The 24,775-nt window shown below is 65.3% G+C and carries 19 protein-coding genes; 8 read left to right on the top strand and 11 right to left on the bottom strand.

What is annotated here, in order from left to right; genetic code table 11:
* Window positions 1-1,381, bottom strand: a 1,381-nt coding sequence (locus tag AC2YJX_RS19305) for a DEAD/DEAH box helicase (protein ID WP_487256989.1), incomplete at its 3' end; no start/stop codon positions are given.
* Window positions 1,382-1,624: 243 nt separating this feature from the next.
* On the opposite strand from AC2YJX_RS19305, the gene ettA reads away from it, so the two are divergent.
* Both ettA and AC2YJX_RS19315 read left to right on the top strand, forming a co-directional pair.
* A complete protein-coding gene (gene ettA / locus AC2YJX_RS19310; RefSeq protein WP_055400762.1) occupies window positions 1,625-3,286 on the top strand; it encodes an energy-dependent translational throttle protein EttA in 1,662 nt (553 codons plus the stop codon).
* A gap of 60 nt (window positions 3,287-3,346) precedes the next feature.
* Window positions 3,347-5,785: a DUF1631 family protein gene (locus AC2YJX_RS19315; protein WP_487256990.1), complete on the top strand. Its 2,439-nt coding sequence runs from the start codon at window positions 3,347-3,349 to the stop codon at window positions 5,783-5,785.
* Between the two features lie 115 nt (window positions 5,786-5,900).
* Here the strand turns inward: AC2YJX_RS19315 and AC2YJX_RS19320 are convergent, their stop codons facing one another.
* From AC2YJX_RS19320 to AC2YJX_RS19360, 9 genes are all read right to left on the bottom strand, one after another.
* On the bottom strand, window positions 5,901-7,223 hold the full coding sequence (locus AC2YJX_RS19320) for a TAXI family TRAP transporter solute-binding subunit (protein ID WP_487256991.1): 1,323 nt from the start codon (window positions 7,221-7,223) through the stop codon (window positions 5,901-5,903).
* Window positions 7,224-7,357: 134 nt separating this feature from the next.
* Window positions 7,358-7,885, bottom strand: a complete 528-nt coding sequence (locus AC2YJX_RS19325) for an EF-hand domain-containing protein (RefSeq protein WP_487256992.1) — start codon at window positions 7,883-7,885, stop codon at window positions 7,358-7,360.
* A 13-nt stretch (window positions 7,886-7,898) separates the two neighbouring features.
* Window positions 7,899-8,696: a lectin gene (locus AC2YJX_RS19330; protein ID WP_487256993.1), complete on the bottom strand. Its 798-nt coding sequence runs from the start codon at window positions 8,694-8,696 to the stop codon at window positions 7,899-7,901.
* A 142-nt stretch (window positions 8,697-8,838) separates the two neighbouring features.
* Complete coding sequence (locus AC2YJX_RS19335; RefSeq protein ID WP_487256994.1) at window positions 8,839-9,846, bottom strand: P1 family peptidase; 1,008 nt, start codon at window positions 9,844-9,846, stop codon at window positions 8,839-8,841.
* Window positions 9,847-9,912: 66 nt separating this feature from the next.
* The gene (locus AC2YJX_RS19340) at window positions 9,913-10,269 is read right to left on the bottom strand and encodes a copper-binding protein (RefSeq protein ID WP_487256995.1); all 357 of its coding nucleotides are present in this window, start codon (window positions 10,267-10,269) and stop codon (window positions 9,913-9,915) included.
* Window positions 10,266-10,805: a DUF411 domain-containing protein gene (locus AC2YJX_RS19345; RefSeq protein WP_487256996.1), complete on the bottom strand. Its 540-nt coding sequence runs from the start codon at window positions 10,803-10,805 to the stop codon at window positions 10,266-10,268. Before AC2YJX_RS19345 ends, AC2YJX_RS19340 begins: the two co-directional genes overlap by 4 nt.
* A gap of 18 nt (window positions 10,806-10,823) precedes the next feature.
* Window positions 10,824-11,321: a cupredoxin domain-containing protein gene (locus tag AC2YJX_RS19350; protein WP_176885612.1), complete on the bottom strand. Its 498-nt coding sequence runs from the start codon at window positions 11,319-11,321 to the stop codon at window positions 10,824-10,826.
* Window positions 11,322-11,342: 21 nt separating this feature from the next.
* Complete coding sequence (locus tag AC2YJX_RS19355) at window positions 11,343-12,725, bottom strand: multicopper oxidase family protein (protein ID WP_487256997.1); 1,383 nt, start codon at window positions 12,723-12,725, stop codon at window positions 11,343-11,345.
* Between the two features lies 1 nt (window position 12,726).
* Window positions 12,727-14,178 (bottom strand): TolC family protein, encoded by a 1,452-nt coding sequence (locus tag AC2YJX_RS19360; protein WP_431153079.1) that lies wholly within the window; start codon window positions 14,176-14,178, stop codon window positions 12,727-12,729.
* A gap of 705 nt (window positions 14,179-14,883) precedes the next feature.
* Here AC2YJX_RS19360 and AC2YJX_RS19365 point away from each other — a divergent pair.
* Window positions 14,884-15,075: a hypothetical protein gene (locus tag AC2YJX_RS19365; RefSeq protein ID WP_487256998.1), complete on the top strand. Its 192-nt coding sequence runs from the start codon at window positions 14,884-14,886 to the stop codon at window positions 15,073-15,075.
* 360 nt (window positions 15,076-15,435) lie between these two features.
* A complete protein-coding gene (locus AC2YJX_RS19370; RefSeq protein ID WP_487256999.1) occupies window positions 15,436-18,984 on the top strand; it encodes an EAL domain-containing protein in 3,549 nt (1,182 codons plus the stop codon).
* Window positions 18,985-19,011: 27 nt separating this feature from the next.
* On the opposite strand, the gene AC2YJX_RS19375 is transcribed toward AC2YJX_RS19370, so the two are convergent.
* Window positions 19,012-19,671 (bottom strand): YitT family protein, encoded by a 660-nt coding sequence (locus AC2YJX_RS19375; RefSeq protein WP_218299490.1) that lies wholly within the window; start codon window positions 19,669-19,671, stop codon window positions 19,012-19,014.
* Between the two features lie 323 nt (window positions 19,672-19,994).
* Here AC2YJX_RS19375 and AC2YJX_RS19380 point away from each other — a divergent pair, with 323 nt between their 5' ends.
* The 4 genes from AC2YJX_RS19380 to AC2YJX_RS19395 are packed head-to-tail and all read left to right on the top strand — an operon-like array spanning window position 19,995 to window position 24,742.
* Window positions 19,995-20,825, top strand: coding sequence for a DUF3348 family protein (locus AC2YJX_RS19380; RefSeq protein ID WP_487257000.1), 831 nt, complete (start codon window positions 19,995-19,997; stop codon window positions 20,823-20,825).
* Complete coding sequence (locus AC2YJX_RS19385; protein WP_487257001.1) at window positions 20,822-23,500, top strand: DUF802 domain-containing protein; 2,679 nt, start codon at window positions 20,822-20,824, stop codon at window positions 23,498-23,500. Before AC2YJX_RS19380 ends, AC2YJX_RS19385 begins: the two co-directional genes overlap by 4 nt.
* A complete protein-coding gene (locus AC2YJX_RS19390; RefSeq protein WP_055393450.1) occupies window positions 23,497-24,156 on the top strand; it encodes an OmpA family protein in 660 nt (219 codons plus the stop codon). Before AC2YJX_RS19385 ends, AC2YJX_RS19390 begins: the two co-directional genes overlap by 4 nt.
* Window positions 24,149-24,742 carry a DUF2894 domain-containing protein gene (locus AC2YJX_RS19395; protein WP_487257002.1) on the top strand — a complete coding sequence of 198 codons (594 nt, stop codon included), beginning with the start codon at window positions 24,149-24,151 and terminating at the stop codon, window positions 24,740-24,742. Before AC2YJX_RS19390 ends, AC2YJX_RS19395 begins: the two co-directional genes overlap by 8 nt.
* Window positions 24,743-24,775: the final 33 nt, after the last annotated feature.

Genomic DNA, 24,775 nt, shown 5'->3' on the forward strand with positions numbered 1-24,775 from the left:
CAGGGGCACCACCGGCGCGGCCACCACGGGCACCACCGCCGCCGCCACTGCGGGGGCCGCGGTCACCGCCACCGCCGCCGCCAGCACCCTGGCCGGCCTTGTTGGTGCGGATGCGGTCCATCATTTCGCTGCGGGCTGCCTTGGCGGCTGCCTGCATCACGTCACGGCTCGGGGGCTTGCCTGCACCGCCCCAGATGGTCTGGCGGCCCATGGCGATGGGCTCTGCCTTCTCGCCCGCGTCGGGGCCGAAGCCTTCGATGATCTGGACCGGGATCTGCTGCTTGGTGAAGCGCTCGATGTCCATCATGAAGCCTTCTTCGTCCATGCAGACCAGGCTCACGGCTTCGCCGGTAGCGCCAGCGCGGCCCGTGCGGCCAATCCGGTGCACGTAGTCTTCAGAGACGTTCGGGATTTCGTAGTTGACGACGTGCGGCAGGTCGTCGATGTCAATGCCGCGCGCTGCAATGTCGGTGGCCACCAGAGCGCGGATTTCGCCGCTTTTGAAGCCTGCCAGTGCCTGGGTGCGCGCACTCTGACTCTTGTTGCCGTGCAGGGCCATGGCCTGCACGCCGTTCTTGGTCAGGAACTCGGCCACATTGTTGGCACCAAACTTGGTGCGGGTGAACACCAGCACCTGGCTCCAGTTGTGCTGCTGGATGATATGCAGCAGCACCTGCTTCTTCTTGCCACGGCCCACGGGGTGAATCACCTGCGAGATGCGCTGCACGGTGGTGTTGCTGGGGGTGACCTGGATGCTCTGAGGGTTCTTGAGCAGGGTGTTGGCCAGGTCGCGGATTTCATCGCTGAAGGTGGCCGAGAACAGCAGGCTTTGCTTGTCCTTGGGCACCAGGGCCAGCACCTTCTTCACGTCGTGGATGAAACCCATGTCCAGCATGCGGTCGGCCTCGTCGAGCACCAGCACCTGCACGGTCGACAGGTCCAGGAAGCCCTGCTGCTGCAGGTCCAGCAGGCGGCCGGGCGTGGCCACCAGAATGTCCACCCCGCGCTTGACGCGGTCGATCTGCGGGTTCATGCCCACACCGCCGAAGACGACGGTGGAGTTGATATCCAGGTATTTGCCGTATTCGCGCACGGATTCTTCCACCTGGGCGGCGAGTTCGCGGGTGGGCGTCAGCACCAGGGCACGGATGCCCTTGCCACCGAACTTGTTCTTGGGGGCAGCGCTTTGCGAAAGGCGGTGCAGCATGGGCAGGGTAAACGCGGCGGTCTTGCCGGTGCCAGTCTGCGCGCCAGCCAGCAGGTCGTGGCCTGCGAGCACGGCGGGAATGGCCTGGGCCTGAATGGGCGTGGGGGTTTCGTAGCCCGTTTCGTGCACGGCCTTCAGGATGGCAGGAGCCAGGTTCAGTTCGTCAAATGTCATGTCTTTGGATGCGCCCGTCCGGGGCGCTGGGTATCGGCCTGTCGTGCAACCGGGAGGTTGTCGAGCCAGTCTCAAGCCGATGAGGTTCAAGAGTGGGAGCCTGGAAGTTGATGCTTCCTTCGTCCCCAGCAGTGTGCTGATGTGGCGGGCAACTGGAGCCCGCTACGGTGGGTATTGTCGCATGGCCCGATAATCTCGGTTTGCACGCAGAATTTCTGCTCATTTTTGCAGGTTTGACACTCAATGGCCCAATACGTTTTTTCCATGAATCGCGTCGGCAAGATCGTGCCGCCCAAGCGGCAGATCTTGAAAGACATCTCCCTGAGCTTCTTCCCGGGCGCCAAGATTGGCGTATTGGGGACTAACGGTTCGGGTAAGTCCACCCTCCTGAAGATCATGGCGGGCCTTGACAAGGAAATCGAAGGCGAGGCCATCCCCATGGCCGGTCTGAACATCGGCTATCTGCCCCAGGAACCCCAGCTGGACCCGACACAAACCGTGCGGGAGAGTGTGGAAGCCGGCATGGGCAAGGTTTTTGCCGCCAAGGCCCGTCTTGAAGAGGTCTACACCGCCTATGGCGCTGAAGATGCCGACTTTGACGCGCTGGCCGCCGAGCAGGCCGAGCTGGAAGCCATTATTGCAACGGCGGGTACCGACTCCGAGCACCAATTGGAAATCGCAGCCGATGCGCTGCGCCTGCCACCTTGGGATGCCAACATTGGTGTGCTCTCCGGCGGTGAAAAGCGCCGCGTGGCCCTGTGCCGCCTGCTGCTGTCCAAGCCCGACATGCTGCTGCTCGACGAGCCTACCAACCACTTGGACGCCGAATCGGTGGACTGGCTGGAGCAGTTCCTGCAGCGCTACTCCGGCACCGTGGTGGCCATCACCCACGATCGCTACTTCCTGGACAACGCCGCCGAATGGATTCTGGAACTGGACCGTGGGTCCGGCATCCCCTACAAGGGCAATTACTCCGACTGGCTGACCCAGAAAGGCGCCCGTCTGGAAGCCGAACAAAAGGGTGAGGAAGCCCGCGCCAAGGCCCTGAAGAAGGAACTTGAATGGTCGCGCCAGAACCCCAAGGCCCGCCAGGCCAAGAGCAAGGCCCGTCTGGCCCGCTTTGAGGAACTGAGCGATTACGAATACCAGAAGCGCAACGAAACGAACGAAATCTTCATCCCCGTGGCGGACCGTCTGGGCAGCCAGGTGATCGAGTTCAAGAACGTCACCAAGTCGTTTGGCGACCGCGTGCTGATCGACAACCTGAGCTTCAATATACCTGCAGGCGCCATCGTCGGCATCATCGGGCCCAACGGCGCCGGTAAGTCCACGCTATTCAAGCTGATTGCGGGCAAGGAAAAGCCGGACGCGGGGGAGGTCGTTATCGGCTCCACCGTCAAGATGGCCTTTGTGGACCAGCACCGCGATGACTTGTCGAATGACAAGACCGTCTGGGAAGACGTATCGGGCGGGCTCGACATTCTGAACGTGGGCAAATTCCAGATGGCCAGCCGCGCCTACTGTGGCCGGTTCAACTTCAATGGCGGCGACCAGCAAAAGAAGGTTGGCATGCTCTCAGGGGGGGAGCGCGGTCGTTTGCACCTGGCCAAGACCCTGATTGCGGGCGGCAACGTGCTGATGCTGGACGAGCCGTCCAACGATCTGGACGTGGAAACCTTGCGGGCTCTCGAAGACGCGCTTCTGGAATTTGCCGGCACGATGTTGGTAATCAGCCACGATCGCTGGTTCCTGGACCGGATCGCCACCCACATCCTGGCGGCTGAAGGTGACAGCCAGTGGACGTTCTTTGACGGCAATTACCAGGAGTACGAGGCCGACAAGAAGAAGCGCCTGGGTGAAGAAGGAGCAAAACCCAAACGAATGAGGTTCAAAGCCCTCAAATAAGGCGTCAGGTCAAGTAGCATTGCATCTGGAAACCTGTTGTCCGATCGATTCCTCCCCACCATGTCCCAGACTGCTTCTCGTTCGAGAACTGTTTTCCGCGCCTGTGTCGTCAACGCCGTGCGCGGCGGCGAGGCGTTGATGCAGGAATTGGTCAAGGTCACGCAAGGGGCCCTGACGGGTGAGGAGTCTGTCGTCCGCAATATCCAGCAGCGCAATCTGGTCAGTGACAGCCTGCGCTTGCTGAACCAGCATGAAGCTGCGCTGGTCAAGGGTTATCCCATGGCCCTGCTGGAGATTTTTGCCGAAGGTCCCGCTGCCAAAGGCCGCAGTTCTGCCGAGGACACCGGCATGGACTTCGGTGAACTCTCGCTCATGGATGAGAACGAGATGCAGGCGCAGGTGGAGCTGTCCAAGGCGCAGCAATCGGCGCTGCATGCCACTGATGCGGTGCTGGCCGAACTCAACACTCTCGTCAGTTCCGCACAGGGCTTGCGCAGTGTGCAACCCGAGCGCAACCCGCTGCGCCCTGAAAGTTATATCCGCGCTCTCCAGCAAGTGGTGGGAGACACTGGCGTATCGCCCGAAGTGCGCCAGCTGTGGATGCAGCACATGCGCGACCTGTTGGGTAAGCTGCTGGTGGATGAATACAAAAAAACGGCTGCCAGCCTGCGCGAACATGGTGTTCAGCCCGTGGGCTACGCGGTGCTCGGCACGCCCGGCGGCAACGCGGGTCGTGGCGGTGGTTACGGCGGCCCCGGCACCAACACCGGCATGGGTACCGGCTATGGTGGCGGGTACTCCGGCTATGGCAACTCGATGGGCGCGCCCATGGGAGACTATGGCAACACCGGCTATGGCCGTGGCATGGGGCCTTCCACTGGCTGGAGTGGCGATTCCCTGCAATCGCCGATGGCGCCAGCCGCAGAAGAAGCATTGTTGACGGTGGGCATCCTGCGCCAGATGTTGGCTGGCGGAGATCCTTTTGATCCACGCGCATATGGCGCCATGCCTTCGCACCCGGTGGCTTTGCAGCCTGCGTGGGGTGTGCCTCCTGCGGGCGGGGTTGTGGCGGGTGCCCAACCCATGCCACAAGGCGGTGGTTACTACCCTGTTGGTGCAGCGGCCGAGGCCATCGAGGACATGGCCCAGCTCGAACGCTTGGTGGGAAGGCTCGCCAGCGGCAGCCAGGCAGCTTCGCTGTCGGCGCCTTTGACGGGGTGGCGGGGCCCTGGTGTGGCTCCTGTGGTGTACGCGGCTATGCCGATGGAGGCGGCCACCCAATCCCCGGCCATGGCCATTGAGGTGGTTGGCCGCATGATGGAGAACATTGCCCAGGATGCTCGCCTTCTGCCTCCCGTGCAGAAGGCTGTGAAGAGTTTGGAGCCCGCACTCAAACAACTGGTGACACACGATGGGCGGTTTTTCACCGATGGCACCCATCCCGCGCGCCGTTTGCTGGATGAGCTGACGCAACGCAGTCTGGCGTTCACCGCAGAAGCAACGCCGGGGTTCAGCAGTTTCATGCGCTTGGTACAAGGGGCGGTGGAGCACCTGACTGCCAACGAAATCAAAGATGCAGGGCCTTTTGATACCGTGCTCAAGGCCCTGCAGTCTGCCTGGGAGACTCAGGAGCAGAAGATCAAGGCCCATCAGGAAGCGCAGCAAAAAGCCTTGCTCCAAGCGGAGCAGCGGGAAATGCTGGCCGAAAAGACTGCGGCCGACATCCGCAGGCTGCCTGATCTGGAGAACGTGCCCGCCGACGTGCTCGATTTTGCCGCCGGCCCATGGGCGGATGTGATCGCCTTGGCGCAGGTGCTCAAGGGCGGAGATGGGCAGGATGAGGACCCCGGTGGCTACTTGGCGCTGGTACCTGTGCTGCTATGGAGCGCCCAACCCGACCTGACCCGCCAGGAACCTGAGCGCCTGAACGAGGCCATTCCCGGCCTGCTGGCCAAGCTGCGCAAGGGGCTCAAGACCATCAATTATCCCGCTGTGCAGACCAGCGCCTTCTTGCAGCGTTTGGTGGGGCTGCATCAGTCGGCCTTTGAAAAGCCAGCGCCCGCACCTGTGGCGGCGCCTCAGCCAGAACCCGAGCCGGTGGCCCAAGAAGCAGCCTCTGCTGAAGCGCAAGCCTCCGCTGTGGCCCCCGAGGACAGTGTTCAGGCGCCCGTGGATGCGCCCGATCCCTACGCTGACTTTGTAATTGGCGCGTGGGTCGAGCTGGTCACCAACGGCCGGGTCGTCCGCACGCAACTTACCTGGGCCAGCCCACACGGCACTCTGTTCCTTTTCACCGCACCGGATGCAAGCACGCAGTCCATGACCCGGCGGATGCGTGACAAGCTGGCTGCGGACGGCTCCTTGCGGGTGGTTCCGGCAGTGTCCTCCACGGTCCGTGTTCTGGACGCTATCTCAGCGGGCTCGTCCCGGAAGGTGACCAGCAGCGCCCCTTCCTCCAAAGTTGCCCCGTTGGGCTCCAAGTCTTCCAAGACACGCTAACTCAGCACCCCGCGCTTCCCACGCGATTCGCCATCGCTTTGAGCCTTGGCCTCGCGTGCTCCATGCAACAAAGGGCGCTCAATTCACAGATGTACCCTGAAGCGCCAGGGACAGCTCAGGCGCGGAGCAACTTTTTGCGCACCAGGTGAATGTGATTGCGCAGCGCGTACAACTCGTCTGCGTAGGACAACGGTACGCTCACTTTTTCAGCCTGTGCCTCCAGCGTATTGAGGGCCTTGAGCAGCTCGGTGGCGTCAATGTTGCCAGCCTCCATGTCGTTTTCAATCTCACGAAGCCGGCCATACCAGCGGAATACGCGTGAACGCACGCGGAACTGGTACAGCGGCGGCACGACGCGCGACAGCGGGAGCATGATCGCCAGCAAAATGCCCAGTACCAGCCACATGCGCTCAATCAGGTTTGCCATCCAGAACGGCAGGTAGCGTTGCAGCATCGGCACCGGCTCGTTCATGGCCCGGTCGCCTTCCTTGGCAATCGGAAGTTCGCTATTGCGTGAGTTGGGGAACTCGCGGGCCCGGTTGAACCAGCCCGATCCGCCATGCAGTTTCTGCGCATTCTGCGCAAACAGGGTGAGCAGGGCAGGGTGCGTGGCATCGCGTGCCAGCAGCGAGGTGGTGGATGCCACCAGGCGCACATCCCGCGTGGGCACGTTGGCCGCCAGGTCCACCACGCCGCGCGGCAATGTGACCGGAGTCAGGAACGGAAACCGCCGCGCATAGGCCTCGTGCTGGGCAAAGTCCAGCAACTGCACGCCGGGTGTCTGCAGCAGCATCTGCACCATCAGGGATTCGGGGGCCGAGGCGAACACCAGCGCATCAAGTCTGCCCGCCAGAAATTCCACGGTGGCTGGCGTCTGCTCCAGTCGGGACATCTGCACCGCACCAGGCGCCACCTTGTTGGCGTCGAGCAGGCGCTCCATCAGCTTGGGCACGCCACTACCGTCTGAGCCTACATTGACCCGCCAGCCACGCAACTGCCGAAGGCTGTCGATGCGCGGCGTGTTGTACACACGTTCTGCAGTCTCCGCACGGTAGAACAGCCACACGGGCTCCACAAAGAGACTGCCCAGAGACACCAGCTCGTCGGCATCATCGGGTTGCAGTTCGGCCGTGCCACCCTGCACAAACGCCACATCGGCCTTGCCCTCACGCAACAGCTGCAGGTTGTGTGAAGAGCCATCGCTGGGCAGCAACCGGACTTCGATGCCGTCCACCGCCAACGCCTTCTGGTAGCGCTTGCCAAACTCCTCGTAAGCGCTTTGCGCCGGGCCTGTGGCCAGCGTTACGGTTTTGGGTGGGTTGGGGTTGAGCCACCAGTACGCCAGGACCAGCAGTCCCACCGCCAGAAACGCGAGAGGACCGGCCGACACGATCAGATCGCGCAGAGAAAGCAGGGTATTGCGGAAAGCCTGGGACATGGAATAAGTGCTGAACATGGGGTGGAGCAACCACGAGGCCTCTGCGACCATCCGAGGCCCCGTGGTTGTTCATGTGGCTGTGGCGTACGCCCTCCAGGCACATGGGGCCAGGAGCGACAAGGAGTTCCTGAGATCTATGGCTTGCTGCCGCGCCGCTGGCGCTCGTAAGCCACACATTCCGAAAGGGAGAGCTGGTCGTCCTGATCGGTATCCGCCGCGTCGAAATAGGCCATGCGGCTTTCAACGACTTCCTTGAACGACAGCTTGCCGTCGCTGTCCGTGTCAACGGCTGCAAGTCGCTTCAGGCGGCCTTTGCCCATGCGCGGCACCTGGGCCAGGTCGGAGAGCTGGACATGGCCTGTCGCATCGGGCGAGAGGTTGTGCCAGCCTTGCACGATGTCCCGGTGAAACTCTTCCAGAGACACCTTGCCGTCGTGGTTCAGGTCAGCAGACGAGCAGATCGCCTGGAGCCGGTTGGCGCGCGATGGTGCTGCTGGCTTCTGGGCCGTGGTGGTCACCTTGGGTGGGGATGTGGGGGAAGACACCAGGGCATCCGCTGCCTGCGCGGCGGATGCACATGCCAGAGCGAAGGTGCCTGCCGCTGCTGCACTGCACAGCAAGCGCATGGTGCGCAGAGCGTGTGGGGTTTGGGTTGTGATCATCATTGGGTCCTCCTTACCACCACCAGCGTTGGCTGGGACTGCGGTTGCAGGGCCAGACCATGGTGTGTGCGCCCTGGCGGACCCGGCCATCCTCCACGTCCAGGCATTTGCCGGTGAGCTGGCTCACGATCTGGCCGCCCCGGGTGGCCCAGCTTTGACTGCGCGAGCCCGAGCACGACCACAGCACCACCCGTGCGCCATCGCGCGGGTCGCCACGGTCCACGTCCACGCACAGGTCGCGTACCCGGATCTCACCCCCGCGCCCCACAGCAAAACGCTGGGACGCGGTGCCGTTGCATTCATACACCTGCAATGTGGTGCCTGGCTGGAACTTGCCACCCCGCACGTCCAGGCACAGGCGGCCGTCCACGCGGACTTCTCGCCCCCAGTCGCCACCCTGGCCGGGATAGTCCGGGTACTCGGGTCGCCGGTCGTTGTCGTGCCGGTTGTGGTTGGCCAGCAGCGCAAGGCCCGCGATGGCGGCCACCGCGGCCACCGCTGCACCTGCGTTGGAGCCACTGCTGTTGTTCGGTGCGTAGCTGCGGGTAATCTGGAAGCGGCCGCCACACCCCCCGTTGGTCCAAAGTTCCCGGTTCGTCAGGTCATAGCCCCAGGTGCGATTGAAACGGCAAGCCCCCTGTGTCTGTGCGCTCAGGTCCACCTGGGTGGTGTCGTCCGGCAGGCGATAGGACGTGTAGCCACCGTTGGATTGCAGGTCCACGAACTGGTCCTGGGCGATCGTGGCTTGGGTGTTCAGGAGCAAAGGCAGGCACAACAACCAGTTGTGCCGCAGACGGGTTAGGTCTTTCATGAATTCTCCTTGTCGCGATTGATAGGGTGGCAAGACTGGCGCGTGGGGGCCGCAGTGCGCTCCGGGCGTGTTCTGGCGCCTGAGCCCTGCGCGCGGTGTGGGCATCATATGGGCTCATGGGCGATGGCCCCATGACCATTGTTTACCCCAACTCACCAGCCCACGGCAAGTACAAACCTTCCGCCGTGGTGATGGACCGCGCCGCGCGTGCCGCGCGTGCCGTGGCAATGGCCGTGGCCTCGGCCGCCATGGTGGCCAGCACCATCATGCCCAGGCTTTTGCCTGCGCGGCCAGTGCCCAGGCTGAAGAGCGTGTCGCCGTCCGACATGGTGTGCACCGGGTTGATGCTGCGCGCCAGGCCGTCGTGGGCGGCCACGGCCAGGCGGTGGGCCTGCACCTTGGTGATGACGGCGTCGGTGGCCACCACGCCGATGGTGGTGTTGGTGCCCGCCAGCAGGGGCTGGGGCGGGTCGCCGCGCAGCAGGGCTCGGCGTGTGTCGCGCAGGCGCAGGCCGTCGTCGGTGCGGGCCCCGGCGATGACTTGCGCGGTGTCGGGGTCGATCACGTCACCCAGGGCGTTGCAGGCGATGAGTGCGCCCACCGTCACGCCATCCACCGTGACAGAGGCGGTGCCAATGCCGCCCTTCATCGCGCGCTGGATGCCGAAGATCTTGCCCAGTGCCGCACCCGTGCCCGCACCTACATTGCCCTCGGCCGGGTCGGCGGTGGATGCCGCATCGCACGCGGCGTAGCCCGCCGCAGCGTCGGGGCGGATGCGCATGTCGCCCACCAGCAGGTCAAACAGCACGGCGGCAGGCACGATGGGCAGGCGGCCCACGGCCACGTCGAAGCCTACGTTGCGCTCTTCGAGCCAGCGCACGGCGCCAGTGGCGGCATCCAGCCCCCAGGCGCTGCCCCCGGCCAGCATGATGGCGTGCACCTTGTCCACCAGGTTGGAGGGGTGGAGCAAATCCGTCTCGCGCGTGCCCGGCGCGGCGCCACGCACATCCACACCGGCCACAGAGCCCTCGCGGGTGATGATGACAGTGCAGCCCGTGGGGCGGCGGGTTTCGGTGAAGTGGCCCACCTCGATGCCTGCCACGCGGGTGATGCTGCCAGCGCTGCCGGCCAGAACGTGTTGAGAACTCATGGCCGTCGATTATGGTGCCCGGGCGCACCTGCTGGTTTGTGCGACGTCAGTCAGCCGGCAGGGGGCTCACGGGGCCTTTTCGATCTGCTTGACGTGGTAAGCGCCATTAACCTGCTCGGCCCGAAAGCGCACCTTGTCACCCGGTTTCAAGTCACCCACCACGCTGGCGTCCGCCACGCGGAACACCATGGTCATGGGCGGCATTTCCAGGTTCTTGATCTCGCCATGCTTCAAGGTGAGGCGCAGTGTGCGCGGGTCCCAGCGGGTGATTTCGCCTTCGCTCAGTTCCGCTTGCGCCGCCGACGGGGCCGGATGGTGGCTGTTGTGGCTATCGGAGGCTGCAGCGGTGGGGGCTTGCGCCAGAGCGGGCCCTGCGCCCAGGAGAAGCAGGCTGGCGACCAGTGGGATGCAAAGGATTTTCATGTCGATGCCTTCTTGTTGTAGCTTTTGACAACACGGGTGCTGCCGTCGCGCGCCACCAGCAGCACGTCGTACGGGTCACGCCGGTCGCCATACGCAGGGCCGTCCATGCCGGGCGAGCCCACGGGCATGCCAGGCACCGCCAGGCCCAGGGCCTTGGGCTTTTGCTGCAGCAGCGCGCGCACGTCGCTGGCAGGCACATGGCCTTCCACCACATAGCCGCCGACGAGCGCGGTGTGGCACGAGCCCAGCTTTTGCGGCAGGCCCAGCCGTGCGCGCACGGCGTTGTTGCCGGTGGCGTGCACCTTCACGGCAAAACCGTTGGCTTGCATGTGGTCCACCCAGTCCTGGCAGCAGCCGCAGTTCGGGTCTTTCCACACCTCCAGCGGTGTTGGGGTGTTGGTGGCTGCTCGGGACAGGCCGGGCAGCAGGGCGACGGCGACACCCGCACCCAGCAAAGGCAGTGCGGTGGTGAGCCATTGGCGTCGTGCAGGGTGGGCTGCGGTGGATGCGGAGCGTGGATTGCTTGAGTTGGTCATGGCGTGTCTCTCCTGGCGTTATGGGTTGCGCGGCAGCACAGTGATGGTGCCGGTCATGCCGGCCTGGTAGTGGCCGGGGATCAGGCAGGCAAAGTCAAAACTACCGGCGCGGTTGAAGTGCCACACGATGTCACCGGTCTTGGCCGCCGCCACGTGGGCCATGTAGGGCTCGTCATGTTCCATGCCGGGGTGCTTTTTCATCATCTCGGCGTGCTGGTTCAGCTCGGCCTTGGTGCCGATCACGATCTCGTGCAACACCTTGCCTTTGTTCTCGGCACGCAGCCGCACGGTGTCGCCCTCACGCACTTCGATGTGATTCGGAGCAAAGCGCATGTCGTCGGTCATGCGGACGGTGATGGTGCGGCGCACGGCCTTGGCGTCGCCTGCGATGCCCCAGTCCTTTTGCTCCTTGACCACCGGGCTGTTCGATGCGGTGTGATGGGCGTTTTCATGGCCAAAAGAGGTGCTAGCGCTTATCCATAAAGCGCAAGCAGCTATCAATTTAATAGTGTTCATGGTGTGTGCTGATGGGGAGGTTCAGTGCTGGTGGCCGCTGGCAGCGGGCTTGCGTGCGCTCGCTGCGCCGGGCGCGGTGCCTGGGGTGTCTGCGCGGGCGGGGCGTGGTGTGCTGGCGGGGGCACCCTGCCATTCGTAGGCCACCGTGCCCGCAGGTTGCTTGAAGTCTCCAGGGTCGCGGTAATCGCCCGCAGGCTGGTCGGCGCGCACCTTGAGGGTGGTGAACATACCGCCCATCTCCAACGGGCCGAAGGGGCCGGTGCCGGTCATCATCGGAAAGGTGTTGTCGGGCAGTGGCATCTCCATGGCACCCATGTCGGCCATGCCGCGCTCGCCCATCACCATGTAGTCGGGCACGATCTTCTGGATCTTGCCCACCAGGCCCCGGTGGTCCACGCCGATCATGGTCGGCACGTCGTGCCCCATGGCGCCCATGGTGTGGTGGCTCTTGTGGCAGTGCAGGGCCCAGTCGCCCAGTTCGTCGGCAATGAACTCGACCTGCCGCATCTGGCCCACGGCTACGTCGGTGGTCACCTCGGGCCAGCGCGCACTTTTGGGCACCGGGCCGCCGTCGGTGCCGGTCACTTCGAATTCGTAGCCGTGGATGTGAATCGGGTGGTTCGTCATGGTGAGGTTGCCGATGCGCATGCGCACGCGCTCACCCTGCCGCGCCACCAGCGGGCTGATGGCGGGGAACACGCGGCTGTTCCAGCACCAGATGTTGTGGTCCAGCATGGTGTTGACCTTGGGGGTCATGCTGCCGGGCTCCACGTCAAAAGCGTTGAGCAAGAAGGCGTAGTCGCGCTGCACCTTGGCGATGTGCGGGTGCGCGGCCTTCGGGTGGGTGATCCACAGGCCCATCATGCCCATGGCCATCTGCACCATCTCATCGGCATGCGGGTGGTACATGAAGGTGCCGGGGCGGCGCGCCACAAACTCGTACACAAAGGTCTTGCCCGGCTGGATGGCGGGCTGGGTGAGCCCGCCGACGCCGTCCATGCCGTTGGGCAGGCGCTGGCCGTGCCAGTGGATGGTGGTGTGCTCGGGCAGGCGGTTGGTGACGAAGATGCGCACGCGGTCGCCTTCAACCACCTCGATGGTGGGGCCGGGGCTCTGGCCGTTGTAGCCCCACATGTTGACCATGAAGCCGGGCGCCACCTCGCGCACCACGGGCTCGGCCACCAGGTGGAACTCCTTGACGCCTGCGTTCATGCGCCAGGGGGCGGTCCAGCCGTTCAAAGTGACCACCGGGTTGTAGGGGCGGCCCGTGGGCGGGTGCAGCGGCGGCGCGGTGTCGGCGCTGGTCTGCATGGCGGGCTCGGGCAGCGCGGCCAGGGCCGCGCGGCTGACGGAGGCTGCGGCCACTGCCGTGGCGGCGCCGGAGAAGAAATTGCGGCGGTTCATGTCAGTGGCCTTGTGGGGTGGTGGAGGCTGCGGCGCCCGATGCGAGGCCCTGCAGGGCGCCTGGCGATGTGCCGGTGAGTGCGAGCTGCAGATCGGTCTCGGCCAGCCAGAAGTCGCGCTGTGCTTCGATGGCGTTGGCCACGGCCTGGGTGCTGTTGCGCGCTTCGGCCAGCATGTCCCACACGCTGGCCAGCATGCCGTTGTAGCGCAGGGTGGTCTCGTCGCTGATGAGCTGGCGCAGGGGTACCACCTCAGCCTGCTGCTGGCGTGCCAGGTCGAGCGCGGTGCGGTAGGTGAGCCAGGCGGCGCGCACCTCGCTGCGGGCGCGCACGGCGGTGTCCTGCAGCTGGGCGGCACTTTGCTCCACCTCGGCCTGGGCGCGGGTACGGGCTGCGCCGCCCCAGTCGAACAGGGGCAGGGGCAACTCCAGCTCCCAACCCCGCGTGATCTCGCGGTGACCGCCATCCCGCTCGGTGGTGGTGTTGCGGCTATAGGCCAGGCCGATATCGCCAAACACGGCGCCTGCGCGGCTCCAGCCCTGCCGGGTGGCCTGGGTGTCGAGCTGGCGGCGGGCCGCTTGCACATCGAGCCGTTCGCGCAGCGCGGTGGCTTCGATGCCTTCCGCGGGCAAGGCGCTGGCGGGCAAGGGCGGCAGCTGGTTGGCCAGCTGGTACTGCGTCTGCAGCCCCCACACGCCCATGCGGCGATTGAGCTGCTCGCGCTCGGTGGCTGCGGCAAGGCGGGCGCGGGCGCGCTGGCGGGTGGCCTCTTGCAGCACGGCCTGCTCGCGGGCCTGCTGCAGACGGCTCCAGTTGCCCACCTGCACCATGCGGCGGGCCAGCTCGGCCCCGGCCTCGGCCGCCTCGACCATGCGGTCGTGGGTGGCGGCTATTTGCTCCGCGGCCACGGCACGCAGCCAGGCGCGGCGGGTGTCGGCGGCAAGCGTCACCACGTCCTGCGCGGCTTGCAGCGTCGCGATCTGCAGGCGCTCGGCCTGGCGCGCGGTGCGCCAGGGCAGGGTGATGAGGTCAATCAGGCTGAAGGCCAGGGTGCGCTCGATTTCGCGCTCGTGGCTGTTGGTGAATCTCCCCAGTGCAAGGTGCGGGTTGGGCAGGGTGATGGCCTGCACGCGCTCAGCGTCGGCCACGCCCAGTGCGGCCAGGCGGGCTTGCAGGCCAGGGTTGTGGAGCAGGGCAATGCGCACGGCAGCGTCTTGTGTCAAGGGCTGTGCCAGCCAGCCTTCGACGGATTTTTCTGCAGAGGCGCGGGCGGCAGGGTCCGCTGCAGGCAGGCTCGCTTGCACGCCCCCGGTGCGGCCCGCAGCGAGATTGGCGACGTCACCGCGCAGGCCATCGGGCGAGACACTGGCGCAACCGGCCAGTACAGCTGCAGCGGCCAACAGGCAAAGGCGCGGGGACAGGCGTGGGGAAAGGTGTGGAGAAATGTGCGGCATTTGGGCGGGGAGGTTCATGGCTTGCCTCCCGGTGCGTGGTGGCGTTGGTGCATCGGCGTGGGTGAAGCGGACTGGCCGTTGCTGCTGCTGCCGTGGTGCCCGTGGTGATGACGGTGGGGGCTTTTTTGCCCTTCGACAGTGGACGTGGGTGTGGCGGGCTGGGCGCTCTGCCGAGCCTCCCAGGCGACGATGTCGGCATGCCCCCTGGGAAAGGCAGCCACCGCCTCGTGCGCCTCGCGCCATGACTGGGGCGATGGGGTCGCGCCGGGCAATGGGGGTTGTGGGACGAGGGCGGGGTGGGCCAGTGGAGCCGTCGGGGCCGCAACATGGGCAGCGTCGGCAGTCGGTGCAAGAGGATGGCTGGGGGTGGGAGCAAGGCCCTGGGCCAGCGAAAGCAGCGGTGCCAGCAGCACAAGGCAGACGGTTCGCGGGGGCGATGAAGCGGGATATGGAAATGAAGCAGGCGCGCGCATGGCGATCTCCAGACAACGGACGAAAAAGGTGTTGCGCTACCGCCCGGGCCACCCTGTTTCAGGGGTGCTCAGGCTGGGGCAGACGCACTTCGGGCGTTGGAGATCAGGCGATGGGTGGTTTGATGGTCAGTGCGGGAGGCGCACTGTCAAACCGTGCAGACGCCGTGGGCAGCGCGGTGCCCAAGCGGCGGAGAGTGCAGGACGCTGCCGGGGCGGCGTCGAGCATTGCCGAATGGCAGATTTCGCAGGCGGAGCATGCGGCAGAGTGGTGATCGTGTGCAGCACACCCCACCAGTTCACCATCACACGCGGATGCCGCAGCAGCATGCACGGCATGGTCATCGTGATGGGCGATGGTGTGATCGCCTTCCTGCATTTCTGCAGCCATGGCCTGTGCGGCCTGGTCAGTCCTGTGCTCTTGTGAGGTAGGGTATGCCGCTTCGGTTGCCACCACGTGGCTGTGCTCCTGCGCATGCGGCGCGCTAGCAGGAAGCAGGGGCGGCAAGACCCCGGCGGCCATGGCGGTGCCAGTAAGTCCCCGCAGGACCAGCACCACCATCAACACGAAATAGAGGCCGCGACGCATGTCCCAATGATACGGCGGCACGCCTCAAGGTTCCCAAAAGGTTACATCTCCGGCCCCCGGCCCTTGGGGCGGCCACCGGGCACTGCGGGCAAATGGGGGTGCAGATGTAGGGCGGTTCGGCTTACGATGTAACAATGCGTTCGGTGCATCTCCTGGCCCTGCGGTGCCTGGAATGACTGTGCAAGACGAAAGGTCGGTATGCCTTCCTGGCTGGTGGGAACCTGGAGTACGTTGTCTGCGCGAATCCGCTGGCTGGTTCTGGTGGCGACCCTGCCCGCCGTGCTGCTGGCGGTTTACCAGGCACGGTCGCACCGCATGGACGCCATCGCCGCCGCAGAGAACCAGGCTTTGGGCACGCTGCGGGCCGTGGCAGCCAGCCAGCAGCGCCTGATTCAGAACACCCGCGATTTTCTGCAGAAGCTTGCTGCCATGCCCTCGGTGCACCGGCCGGCGGAACCCGAGTGTGGAAGGTACCTGGCCGAGGTGCTGTCGCTCAACGCCACTTACGTCAACATTGGTGTGCCACAGGCCAGTGGCGATCTGCTGTGCAATGCCCGCCCGTTGAAGGCGCCCGTGAACGTGGCGAACCGGCCCTATTTCCAGCACGCCATCACCACCCGGGAGTTCTCGGTGGGGGCTTTTCAGATCGACCGGGCTGCCCAGGTGGCGAGCGTCAATTTTGCGGTGCCTGTAGTCCCGCCGGGCAGCCAGGAGGTGGTGGGCGCTGCAGTGGCCGTGGTGTCGCTGGAGTGGTGGAGCCTACGGCTTGCCGATTTGGGCCTGCCACCCGGGGCCGTGGCGCGTGTGACCGACGCCGATGGGCGCGTGGTGGCGCGTTTTCCGCCCGATGGGGCCGAACTCGGAACCCAGTTGGCCGATGCAGATTTCAGCGCGGCGCTGCAGCGCTCTGCCGAAGGGGTGCTTCAGCGCAGCAATGCGGCCGGATCACACCAGTTGATGGTGTTTCAGCCGCTCATAGAGTCGGGTGGAAAAACGGTTGCCACCATGAGTCTGGCTGTGCCACTGGACCAGCTCTACGCCACTGCCAACCGCAACATGTGGACCGAGGTGGCCTTCTTGCTGGCTGGCCTTGCGCTGTCTTTCCTGCTGGCCCAGCAGGGCGTGCGGCGGGGCGTGATGAAACCATTGCGGCGCCTGTTGGACGCCACCGACGAACTGGCCCAGGGCCGTTATGCCCCCCAACCCCTCGCCACCGGCCTGGCAGAGTTGACCGAGTTGGGTCAGCGTTTTGACCGCATGGCGCTTACGCGCCAGAGCGCCGAGGCCCAGTTGCGCCAGAGTGAGGAAAACCTGTCCATCACGCTGCATTCCATTGGTGATGGGGTGGTGGCCACGGATGCGCAGGGCCATATCACACGCATGAATGCAGTGGCCGAACGCCTGACAGGCTGGCCGTTGCCCGAGGCACTGGGCAAGCCGCTGACGGACGTGTTTCGCATCGTCAATGCCAGCACGCGGGAGCCGGTGGTCGATCCGGTTCGGATGGTGGTGGCCAAGGGCGAGGTGGTGGGGCTGAGCAACCACACGACCTTGCTCGCGCGGGACGGTGCCGAATATCAGATTGCGGACAGCGCGGCGCCCATTCGCAATGCGCAGGGGCAGATTGTCGGTGTCGTGCTGGTGTTCAGCGACGTGACCGAGGCCTACCGCGTGCGCAAGCAACTGGAAGACAACGAAGCGCGCTTTCGCACCCTGACCATCTTGTCGTCTGACTGGTACTGGGAGCAGGATGCCCAGTTCCGCTTGACCCATGTGGACGGAAGCGACAAAGACCGTCTGCTGCAGGAGGCGGCTGCGTACATGGGCAAGACGCGCTGGGAGTTGGCAGGCCCTGGGGTGAGCGAAGCCCGCTGGCAGGAGCACCGCGAGCTGCTGGAACGCCATCAGGAGTTCCGCGATTTCGAGTTCCAGCGCAAAGACCGTTCGGGCCAGTTGCACTGGCTTTCGGTGAGCGGCACACCCATTTTTGACGTGAACGGCACATTTTGCGGTTACCGGGGCGTGGGCAAGGACATCACGGCGCGCAAGCGCGATGAAAACGAGCTGCGCATTGCGGCCATCGCGTTTGAGTCGCAGGAGGGCATGATCGTCACCGACCGAGAGACCGTCATCCTGCGCACGAACAGGGCCTTCACCAAAATTACGGGCTACAGCGCGGAAGATGCAGTGGGCAAGCGTTCCAGCCTTCTCGCTTCGGGCCACCATGACAAGGCCTTTTTCGACGCCATGTGGGGCAGCCTCTCGGACACCGGTGAATGGAAAGGCGAAATCTGGAACCGCTGCAAAAGCGGGGCGGTCAACCTCCACTTCATGGGCATCACAGCCGTCACGGACGATGGGGGCGAAGTCACCCACTATGTCGGCACGCTCAGCGACATCACCCAGCGTGCCCAGGCCGCGCGCGAGATCGAGCATCTGGCCTTTTATGACCCGCTGACACACCTGCCCAACCGCCGCCTCATGCTGGACCGTCTGCAGCAGGCGTTTGCCACCAGTGCGCGCACCGGCCTGCATGGCGCGCTGTTGTGCCTCGATCTGGACCACTTCAAGACCCTGAACGACACACTGGGCCATGACATGGGCGATGTCTTGCTGCAGCAGGTTGCGCTGCGCCTGGCGGGATGTGTGCGCGAAGGCGACACCGTGGCCCGCCTGGGCGGCGATGAGTTTCTGGTGCTGCTGGAAGACCTGGATGCGCTTGCCACCGACGCGGCTGAGCAGGCACAGAATGTGTCCGAGAAAATACTTGCCGCCCTGAACCAGCCTTACCAGCTTGCCTTGCACCATGTGCACAGCACGACCAGTGTGGGAACCGTGCTGTTCAGCGGCCAAAGCCAAACGGTGGAAGACGTCGTCAAACACGCCGACCTGGCCATGTACGCCGCAAAAACAGCGGGGCGCAACGCGATCCGGTTCTTTGATCCGATGATGCAGGCGGCGGTCTCTGCCCGCGCTGCACTGGAAAACGACCTGCGCACTGCGTTGGCTGCCGGGCAGTTTTTGCTGCACTACCAGATCCAGGTGGGCTGTGGTGTACGCCCTGTCGGGGCCGAGGCGCTGATCCGCTGGCAACACCCGGAGCGCGGCATGGTCCCCCCTTATGAGTTCATTCCTTTGGCCGAAGAAACGGGGCTCATACTGCCCATAGGCCTGTGGGTGTTGCAGACCGCGTGTGCTCAGTTGCGCCGCTGGCAGGGCAACCCCGCCACGGAACAGCTGCAGTTGTCCGTGAACGTGAGCGCGCGGCAGTTCCGGCAGCCCGATTTCATGGAGCAGATTCGCACCGTGTTGCTGCAAACCGGTGCGCGGCCCGACCGTTTGAAGCTGGAACTGACGGAAAGCCTGGCGCTGGACAACGTGGACGACACCATCGCGAAGATGAACGCATTGCGCGCCCTGGGTCTGCGGTTTTCTCTGGACGACTTTGGCACGGGGCAGTCATCGCTGTCCTACCTCACGCGCCTGCCGCTGGACCAGCTCAAGATCGACCAGAGCTTTGTGCGCAACATTGGCATTCAGCACACCGATGCGCTGATCGTGCAGACCATCATCGGCATGGCGCAGAGCCTGGGAATCGACGTGATCGCCGAAGGCGTGGAGACGGACGCGCAGCGGGCGTTTCTGGAAAAGCACGGCTGCACGCTCTTTCAGGGTTACCTGTTCAGCCGCCCGGTGCCGATCGGGGTGCTGGAGCAGTACCTGCAAGCACGGGCAGCCTCTGTTTGAGTTCTGGTCCGTGTGTTCTGGACCGACTTACACCGCCATGTAACGCCCTGGCCGATGGTTCATCGCCAGGACCAGGTTGAGCGCCACGGCCCCTGCAATGGACCAGGCAACGCGCAGGGGTTCCACCGTCCACAGCGCCAGCAGCACGATGCAGCAGTCCACTACCATCTGGACCTTGCCGGCGCGCCATCCGTACCGGTCTTGCAGGTACAGCGCGGCAATGCCCACGCCCCCCAGGCTGCAACGGTGGCGAAAGAGCACCAGAAACCCCGTGCCCGTGATCAACCCGCCTGCCACGGCCGCATACAGCGGCTGCAACTGCGCAAATTCCAGAAATTGAGTCTGCAGTTCGGTCAGCAGCGACAACAACAGCACGGCAATAAACGTCTTGACCGTGAATGCGCGCCCCAGCTTGCGCAGGGCGAGCCAGTAAAAGGGCAGGTTCAGCACAAAGAAAATCTTGCCAAAGCCGATACCCGTGGCGTAGTGCAATAGGAACGCAAGGCCTGCGGTTCCCCCGGTCAGCAGGCCTGCGCTGGTGAAAAAAGCAACCCCTACGGAAATGAGCAGCACGCCGGTGAAGATGGCCACAGCATCTTCCGTGAGCGTGTGCGGCACCACCACAGGAGCGGCCACTTGCGCAGGGTTTGGCAGGGAAGGGGCGTGGGGTGCAGGCGGGTTGGACATGGTGAGCGCAGGCGGGCAGGGCGGCGGGTGCCGGTCAGGGGAAAGAGTCGCAGATTGGACCATGCAAGCCCTGTGCCGGACTTGTCCGCCGTCAAGAAGCGGCGTGTGTGTGGGGGCTCGGTCCTGGAAAAACTGGCCGCTCCTTGGCTGTTTTTTGGCCGATTCTTGCAATCTGCTTTAGATGTAACACCTGCAACGCACAGCGATGTGGGGCTGGGGCGGCAGCGTTCCTGCGAAAATAGCGGGCTTTGCCCATTGCGGGGACCTGCTCCCTGACGCCCGCCACCCTTCGGGGGGGCCGGTGCCATGGACGCCTCAGATTGATGTACCAGCCCCACCGACTCAACAGCTCCAGACTTGTGCTTTTGCTCCAGCAATGGACGCAGCCACAAGGTGGATCGGCGCGCCAGGATGTGGCGGAGCAACTCAGCCAGTGGCTTAGTACCGTGGATGCGGTCAAGCTCAGCCGGGCGCTGCATGCTCTGGAGTCCAGCCAAACCCCGGCTGTCACTACGCTGGGGCGGGGGACGGTGGATGTGCGCGCATTGCAGGCCAGCCTTCAGTCCACCCGGGCCGAGTTGACGGACTTGGTCACGGCCAAGGCCGCGCCTGCCAAACCCGTGCGCGAGCGTGCCGACAACACCCCTGTCGACAGCCCGGACCCCGAGGCCGGGGCAGATTTTGCAGTCCACGCGGCGCGTTATCTGGCGCTACAAAAGCAGATGGATGCCAGACTGGCTGCCTTGCGCGCGTTGATTCGGCAGAGCTTGTCGATGGGCCCCGAGGGCCTGCGTCGGCTGGCCCTGCTGGATGCGGTGATGGACCAGATGCTGGGTGCGCGTGAGCAAAGGCTGTGGGCGTCGCTACCCGGCCATCTGGAGCGGCGGATGGCGCATTTGCGCGCAGCCCACCAGCAGCAGCTGGAGGCTGCAGGGCGAGATGATGAGCCGCAGCGCTGGGCGCTGCCGGGCGGCTGGCTGTTTGCCTTTGAGCAGGACTTGCGGGCGCTGCTGCTGGCCGAGTTGCAGGTGCGGCTGGAGCCCCTTGCTGGTTTGCTGGAAGCGGCGCAGAGCCATGACTCCCATCGCCGCACCACCCACCGTCCCCCCACAGCCACGAAGACCCCGGAACCGGTAACAGGAATGATCGAATGAACAAGAGTGTGATGGCCGCCATCTTTGCGGTGGGCCTGGCGGTGGTGGGCTGGGTGGGATGGGGATTTGTCGGGTCGAGCCCTCTGGCGCTGGCCATGACGGTGGTGATTGCTGCCGTCTACGTGGTGGGAGCCTATGAGCTGATGCAGTTCCGGGCCGCGACTTCGTCGCTGTCCATTGCGCTGGCCGGGCTGGGGCAGCAGCCCCTGGTGGACCTGGGTGGTTGGCTGGAGCGCATGCATTCGTCCTTGCGCAACCCGGTTCGCCAGCGGATCGACGGGGAGCGTGTGCCCCTGCCGGGGCCTGCGCTGGCGCCGTACCTGGTGGGGCTCCTGGTCATGCTGGGCATGCTGGGCACCTTTCTGGGCATGGTGGTCACCTTCAATGGCGCGGTTTTCGCACTGGAGGCCTCGTCCAGCCTGGAGTCGATCCGGGCGGCGCTGGCCGCGCCCATCAAGGGGCTGGGTCTGTCGTTTGGTACCTCGGTGGCCGGGGTGGCAGCGTCGGCCATGCTGGGGCTGATGTCCGCCCTGTGCCGCCGCGAACGGCTGGCAGCGTTGCGCATGCTGGATGCCCGCATCGCTAGTGATCTGCGCCCCTTCTCGGCAGCCCACCGGCGCCAGGAAATGTTCGAGGCCCTGCAGGCCCAGGCGCAGGCCATGCCGCTGATTGCAGAGCGCCTGCAAGGCCTGATGGAAGGGCTGGAGCGCCGCCACGAGCAGTTGAACGGCCAATTGCAAGACCAACAGCAGGTGTTTCACCGCGAGGCGGCTGCGGCCTACACCCAGCTGGCCACCACCGTGGGGGCATCCCTGCACGACAGCCTGGGCGCCAGCGCCCGCATGGCGGGTGAGACGATCCGCCCGGTGGTGGAGCAGGCCATGGCAACGCTGGCGCAAGAGGCTGAGCGCTCGCACCAGCGGCTGCGCGAGGCCACTGGCGTGCAGATGCACGCCCTCACGGCCCAATGGGAGGGCACGGCCCGCCAGGTGGCGGACACCTGGACGGAGGCCTTGGACCGTCACACGCAGACGCAGGACCAGCAGGCGGTGCAGTTGGGCAGCGCGCTGCAGTCCATCACGCAGACGCTAGAGCAGCGCACCACGAAGCTGCTAGCCACGTTGCAAGAGGCTGTGGCCCAATCACAGGCGGCCCAACTGGCGGCCGACCAGCAGCGCCTTGCGGGCTGGAGCCTGTCCATGGAGGGCATGGCCAGCCGACTGGCGGAGCAATGGCAGCTTGCGGGTGAACAAACGACGCAGCAGCAGCGCGGCGTCTGCCAGGCGCTCGAAGGCGCTGCCACCCAGCTCGACCAGTCACTGCAGACGGCATCACAGGCCTTTGAGCAGCGCACCACGGCGCTGCTGGCCTCATTGCAAGAGACTGTGGCCCAATCACAGGCGGCCCAGTTGGCGGCCGACCAGCAGCGCCTCGCAGGCTGGAGCCGGTCCATGGAGGGCATGGCCAGCGCACTGGCGGAGCGATGGCAACAGGTGGGCGAGCAAACCGCACAGCACCAGCAGGGCGTGTGCCTGGCGCTGGAAGGCGCTGCCACCCAGCTCGACCAGTCACTGCAGACGGCATCGCAGGCCTTCGAGCTGCGCACCACGGCGCTGCTGGCCTCGCTGGAACAGACGGTGGAGAAAACGCAGGCCGACCAGGCAGTGGCGGATCAGCAGCGCCTTGCGGGCTGGAGCCAGTCCATGGAGGGCATGGCCAGCCGATTGGCGGAGCAATGGCAGCAGGTGGGCGAGCGAACGGCGCAGCAGCAGCGCGGCGTGTGCCAGGCGCTGGAGGGCGCTGCGGCGCAGCTCACCGAGCGCATGACCGAGCAGGTCCACCAGGCCCTGGGCGGTGCCGCCCGGTTGATGGACCAGTCGGACGCGTTGTTGCACACCCGCATTGAGGCCGAAGCCCGATGGGCCGACACCCAGGCCCAGCGCATGGATGCGCTGGCGGGCGTGTGGCGCACGGAATTGGTGGCGCTGCGGGATGCCGAGGCGGCACGTGGCCAGGCCGCAGTGGAGCGGCTCGATGCGCTGCAGGCCGCCGTGGCCGGGCACCTGGCCACGCTGGGTTCTGCGCTGGAAGCCCCGCTCACGCGATTGCTGCAGACGGCGTCGGATGTACCGCAGGCCGCGGCTGAGGTGATCACCCAGTTGCGCCAAGAGATGACCCACCTGAGCGAACGCGACAACGCGGCCCTGGCAGAGCGCACGGCCATGATGGAGCAACTGGGTGTGTTGCTCCAATCGGTGAACGAAGCCGCCGGGCAGCAGCGTGCGGCCATTGAATCGCTGGTGGGGTCTGCGGCCTCGGTGCTGGAGCAGGCGGGGCAGGAGTTTTCCCAGGCGCTCGGCGCGCAGGCGGGCAAGGTCGATGAAGTGTCGGCACACGTGGCCGCCAGCGCGGTGGAGCTGTCGAGCCTGGGTGAGTCCTTTGGCCATGGCGTGGAGCTGTTCACGGCCAGTAACGAAAAGCTGATGGGCAGCCTGCAGCGCATCGAAGGCGCCATTGGCCAGTCCATGAGCCGCAGCGATGAGCAGCTTGCCTACTACGTGGCACAGGCCCGCGAGGTGATCGACCTGAGCATTTCTTCGCAGCAGGGCATCGTGGAAGACCTGCGCCGCCTCAACGGGCAGATGGCCGCAGCGGTGCAGGGAGTCGCCGCGTGACCGGCCTGGACGACACGCTGGACGATGCCACCGAACAGACGGCCCCGGTGTGGGCCGTGTTTGGCGACCTCATGGCGGGCTTGCTGGGTGCGTTTGTGCTGATTCTGGTGGGCGTGCTGGTGGTGCAGATCGACCTGGTCGCCAGCCTCAAGCAGGAAGTGGAAAAGCGGCAGATGGAAGAAAAGCGCCGCATGGCGCTGGAAAAAGCACTGGCGATTCCGCTGGCCAGCGGCCGCGTCACGGTCAATGAAGGCCGTATCGGCATCAGCGGCAGCGTGCTGTTTGCGGCAGGCTCTGCCGAGTTGCGCCCTGAAGGCCGGCAACTGCTCCAGAGCCTGGTGCAGCCGCTGCAGGTGTACCTGCGCGAACGTGACGAGATGCTGATGGTGAGTGGCTTTACCGACAACACCACGCTGCTGCAAGGGCGCCACCAGCGTTTTGCCGATAACCTGGAGCTGTCGGCCCAGCGCGCGTTGACCGTGACCCGCGCCCTGATCGAAGAGGACATGCCCTCGTCCCAGGTGTTTGCTGCGGCCTTTGGCGCCGAGCAGCCGGTGGCCGACAACGCCGACGAAAAGGGGCGGGCACAGAACCGCCGCGTGGAGATGGCCCCCGTACCCCGCGCTGCCCAGGCCAAGCCCGCCCGCAATGAGTGAGCCGACCCTGGAGTCCCTGCGGGCAGAAGGCGCGCAGCACCACGACCCGGTGCGCTTTCGGTACCTGGAGGTGCTGGCCACACGCCTGCCTGCGCAGCCCCCCGCCGTACAGCAGGTGCTGGCCCGCAGGCTGCAGGCCGCCTTGGTGGACTACGCCAGGCGCACCCGGACACCTCCCCGCCAGCCACTGGCGGCCACAGCGCCAGCCGATGCACCATCTGCACTGGCGCAACTGAACAGCGATCTCAGTACCCGCGCCCAGGCCGACGCAGACAGCGTGCTGGTGGGCGGTGGCGCCAGTGTGTCGGACATGAAGAGCGTGCGCCGCTTCAGCGAAGTCTGGTCCAAGATTGCTGCGGAACAGCAGGTGGCCCAGGCCTTCACGCGTGGGCCGGAAAACGCCGGACCGTTGAATGCACACCGCCTCATGTTGCGCTCCCTGGCCTTGATGCGGTCGCTGTCGCCGGACTACCTGCGGCATTTTTTATCGCAGATGGACAGCCTGCTGTGGCTGGAGCAGGCCGCTGCAAAGCCAGCCAGGGCAACCCTCAAGCCAGGTCGCGTGGCTCGCTCCTCCAAGCACTGAGTGCGCAGGCTGCGACTCGGGAAGCCGGGTGCG

It is taken from the genome of Acidovorax sp. SRI_002, from assembly GCF_057586455.1.